At 36.5% G+C, this 3,902-nt stretch carries 6 protein-coding genes; 2 read left to right on the top strand and 4 right to left on the bottom strand.

The features are described from left to right. Window positions 1-126: 126 nt before the first annotated feature. Both UC75_RS17400 and cysK read left to right on the top strand, forming a co-directional pair. Window positions 127-669, top strand: coding sequence for a GNAT family N-acetyltransferase (locus UC75_RS17400; RefSeq protein WP_049838301.1), 543 nt, complete (start codon window positions 127-129; stop codon window positions 667-669). A 270-nt stretch (window positions 670-939) separates the two neighbouring features. Beyond that, on the top strand, window positions 940-1,938 hold the full coding sequence (cysK, locus tag UC75_RS17395) for a cysteine synthase A (RefSeq protein ID WP_049838300.1): 999 nt from the start codon (window positions 940-942) through the stop codon (window positions 1,936-1,938). 53 nt (window positions 1,939-1,991) lie between these two features. Here cysK and UC75_RS17390 read toward each other — a convergent pair whose 3' ends face one another. The 4 genes from UC75_RS17390 to UC75_RS22300 all read right to left on the bottom strand — a co-directional run. Next, window positions 1,992-2,600 carry a lytic transglycosylase domain-containing protein gene (locus UC75_RS17390; RefSeq protein ID WP_128825346.1) on the bottom strand — a complete coding sequence of 203 codons (609 nt, stop codon included), beginning with the start codon at window positions 2,598-2,600 and terminating at the stop codon, window positions 1,992-1,994. 291 nt (window positions 2,601-2,891) lie between these two features. Continuing rightward, window positions 2,892-3,104 carry a DUF2798 domain-containing protein gene (locus UC75_RS17385; protein WP_049838304.1) on the bottom strand — a complete coding sequence of 71 codons (213 nt, stop codon included), beginning with the start codon at window positions 3,102-3,104 and terminating at the stop codon, window positions 2,892-2,894. Window positions 3,105-3,108: 4 nt separating this feature from the next. Continuing rightward, complete coding sequence (locus UC75_RS17380) at window positions 3,109-3,675, bottom strand: flavodoxin family protein (protein ID WP_049838299.1); 567 nt, start codon at window positions 3,673-3,675, stop codon at window positions 3,109-3,111. An 18-nt stretch (window positions 3,676-3,693) separates the two neighbouring features. Further along, window positions 3,694-3,902 (bottom strand): DUF2938 family protein (locus UC75_RS22300; RefSeq protein ID WP_228137477.1); only part of this gene is annotated, 209 nt, incomplete at its 5' end.

Below are 3,902 nucleotides of genomic sequence, written 5' to 3'. Positions count from 1 at the left end.
GTCTCGAAAGAAACCGGGGTGTTCTTTTATGCATGAATTGAATTGATTGAAGAGTTTTAACTAAAAAAATTCGTATTATTTTGATATTTGCTTATGATTTAAATAATTAAAATAGAGTTTCTGCCTATGCAGTTTAAAATCATCGCAGCTCATGACTTAGATAAGCAACAACGACAACAGATTGCTGAGCTGTGTTTTGCTGCCTTTGATGAAGATCCTTGGAGTCAATATACCTTCATGCAAAATGCTATACATATAATAGGCATATTGGATGGTAATATTGTGTCACATGCTTTATGGACAGATCGAGTTTTCACCTTAAAAGATGGTATTACTGTAAAAACTGCTTATATAGAATATGTGACTACTGATTTCAAAATGCGTGGAAAAGGACTCGCATCTAAATTATTAAAATATTTAACTGATGCTTTAACTACTTTAGGCTATGAACTCACGGCATTACAGCCTGAAGATGATACATTCTATAAAAAATTAGATTGGATTTCGTGGTGGGGAGATTTATACATCAAGCAAGATACTTCCACTTATCTAACAGATGATTATCAAATTATGCTATTTCCGTTGAGCACTATGCTGACGGAGCGACTAACTCATAATTTAGAAGAGGATACTATTTGTGCCGAGTGGAGAGAGGGGGAACTTTGGTAACTCGTTATATAAAATTTTGGAAAAAACCTTAGCTTTAGTGTGTGATCAGAAGATTAGGGTAGTGTTAATAATGTAAGATATGGATGGCAAAATAAATTTATTTAATCTAATAATTTGATTTTTAAATATTTTTTATTTATTAAAAAGAAATCTATGACAAGAGACACTATTCACTTGAGAATTCAGGAATTACTTAGCTTTTCTACTTTTCTGTTTACTCTAGAAGCTTATAATGATTCAGAATCATTCCAAATCTAATAAGGATATAACATGTCTACTGATCAGCAATTTCCAACACCCAATAATTTAGGAATAGCAGTTTATCCAAATAATGCAGAAGCTATTGGCAATACTCCTTTAGTTCGCATTAATCGTTTGATCAAAACTGGTGCAACCGTATTAGCAAAAGTGGAAAGCCGTAATCCTGCATTTTCTGTGAAATGTCGTATCGGAGCGGCACTAATTGCCGATGCAGAAAAGCGTGGTGTGTTAAAAGAAGGCATGCATATTATTGAACCAACTAGTGGTAATACAGGGATTGCATTGGCTTTTGTTGCAGCTGCTAAGGGTTATCCAATTACTTTAACTATGCCTGCAAGTATGAGTCTTGAACGTAGAAAAGTATTAAAAGCACTCGGTGCCAATTTAGTTTTAACTGAACCAGCGAAAGGAATGAAAGGTGCAGTTGATGAAGCCATACGATTAGCAGCTGAACAGCCAGATGTTTATTTCTTACCTCAGCAATTTGAAAATCCAGCGAATCCACAAATACATGTAGAAACAACTGGTCCTGAAATTTGGCAAGCAACAGATGGACAAGTTGATATTTTAGTTGCTGGCGTAGGTACTGGCGGCACAATTACTGGTATTTCTCGTTATTTCGAACAAGTTCAAAATAAACCTTTGTATTCTGTAGCCGTTGAGCCTGCTGAGTCTCCAATTATTACTCAAACTATAAATGGAGAGCACATTACACCTGCGCCGCATAAAATTCAGGGAATTGGTGCGAACTTTATTCCAAAGAATCTTGATTTAGATCTTGTGGATGAAGTTTTACCCGTGACTAGCGAAGAAGCAATTCAGTGGGCAAGAAACTGTGCAACCCAAGAAGGTATTCTAGTGGGTATTTCAAGTGGCGCAGCTTTGGCTGCGGCGGCAAAAATTGCAGAACGCCCTGAAAATGCTGGTAAAACTATTGTTGTTATTCTGCCAGATAGTGGGGAGCGTTATTTATCTTCTGTTCTGTTTGATGGCTTATTTGACGAATAAAATTAACTGTATAAAAAAAGCCCATCTATTGATGGGCTTTTATTTAAGCTTATTTATAAAGCACTTTTTAAAGCTTTTTGATGACGTTTAACAGACCGGGCATATTTTTTCGCTTTGTGCCGTGTCCAGAAGCTTCGCTCATATCCAGTTGGTCCCACATTATAATAAGCAGTTGCTTTGAACCAACTATCCGCTGACTGATAATAGTGATTTAAGATATAAGCACCACATTGAATATTTGTAGATTCATCATACAAATTACCAGCACAAGTTTGTTGCCAATAGCTGGGAATAATTTGAGTTAAACCGACTGCACCCGTAGGCGAGAGGGCATTAGTATTGTAACTTGATTCTTGTCTTATGACTGCTGCAAGTAAAAGAGGGGGCACATTATATTGGTCAGCACTTTGAATAATTATTGGAGATAACCGATTCGCTGTGCTTTGTGGAACAGAATAAGCTTTTTGTAGACCAGACGAGAGCTTATTTGAACGCCATGAAAATGAACCACTATTCGGGCCTAAGCTTGTACACCCAGTCATTATTGTCATTAAAGCAATTACGAAAAATTTGAGACTCAAAATGTTTATTTGAGTCGGTTTAAAATAATTGTTAGATAAAGATGAGGTAAGCAAAATACAAAACCAATAATCAAATTTCAAATGAAATCATGGTATTCAGCTGTAATTAATCGATCAATATAAGTTCTGTTGCTCAGCACAAGCAAAGAGTGAGAATTTTGTATAATTAAAATGAAAAAACCCCGACATCCTGTCGAGGTTCTTTCGTATTCAGCTTATGTAGCTAACTCCTGTCAACTACCGCTTCCTGCGTTCTTATTCTTCTTCAATGAGACATCCTGTCTCTCTATGCTTCATATATTATGAAAAAATACTAAAGATGAATATCCGCAAATCGCCGCAAGTTTTGTACGTTTTAACTTACAGATCAACTTACTTAAATACAATGTCGACAAGTCTCTGAGCTATAGGAGCACAAATCAATACACTTGGAAAAGCCAATATCCATGCAATAATCCAAGCCGATACCCACAATGAAAGGAAATGATGATTTAGTCCCACTACTTTAAAAGTTGAAATACCTGAAACTATAAAAGACATCATTCCAGATAAAATGAAGAGGAATAAAAGCTTCTGTGCTTTCATGGTCTTATATTCCTTGATAAGCATTTAAGGTCAATGCAAAATTTTCTCCAAATTGTTGGGCAGTTTTAATATCTCCTTCATCAAACCTATCAGCATTACTGCCATGTTCAGCCTGAGCCATTAAGCCTGACCATGAGCCTAGACGATTGGCTGCTTGAGTATAAGGAACCCCTTGGGGTTGCTCAGGCATAATCGGGTTGCCGACCCATAACATGCCGTGTTGCATGCAAAAAGTAAAAATTGAAATTAGTGTCGATTGTTTATCACCTGCGGGAAGGGAAGATACGGTAAAGCCAGCCGCTAGTTTTCCTTTAAAGCTCTGCTTTTTCCATAATGGACCCGTTGAATCCATGAGTTGTTTTAACTTGGAAGATACACCCCCTAAATAAGTAGGGGATCCCCAAATTAAGCCGTCATATTGAATTAGTGTTTCTGGGTTTTCGATAAGATGTTCAGCATTGAGTAAATCTACTTTAATATCTTTATGGCTCAAAATACCAGTTTGAATTTGCTGAGCAATAAATTGGGTGTGGCCTTGGCGACTATAGTAAATAATGGCAACGGTTTTCATGAGTAGTTTCCTCTTTATTTAAATTTGAAATAATTTTGCAGTGAGATATAAGCCACAACCAAAAACACTATGGTTCATCAAACTTTTTAGACAGTTCAAAAAAGCATGAGGTGTTTTTGAAGAAGCAAAACCACTACCCATCGCAGGTTGCATAATAAAAAAAGGAATGAGAACGGTGACTACACCAAACAGAAGTGCTGAATAAAACTGAGGACGGCTAAGCCAAG

The sequence above is a fragment of the Acinetobacter sp. V2 genome (genome assembly GCF_001188385.1).
GTDB classification, from domain to species: Bacteria; Pseudomonadota; Gammaproteobacteria; order Pseudomonadales; family Moraxellaceae; genus Acinetobacter; species Acinetobacter oleivorans.
The sequence above is the reverse complement of the archived record's forward strand: the minus strand, read 5'-3'. Positions and strand labels throughout refer to the sequence as shown.

Excerpts from the sequence above, each read along its gene's own strand:
- UC75_RS17400 (WP_049838301.1), top strand. The coding sequence starts at position 127 with ATGCAGTTTAAAATCATCGCAGCTCATGACTTAGATAAGCAACAACGA.
- cysK (WP_049838300.1), top strand. The coding sequence starts at position 940 with ATGTCTACTGATCAGCAATTTCCAACACCCAATAATTTAGGAATAGCA.
- UC75_RS17385 (WP_049838304.1), bottom strand. The coding sequence starts at position 3,104 with ATGAAAGCACAGAAGCTTTTATTCCTCTTCATTTTATCTGGAATGATG.
- UC75_RS17380 (WP_049838299.1), bottom strand. The coding sequence starts at position 3,675 with ATGAAAACCGTTGCCATTATTTACTATAGTCGCCAAGGCCACACCCAA.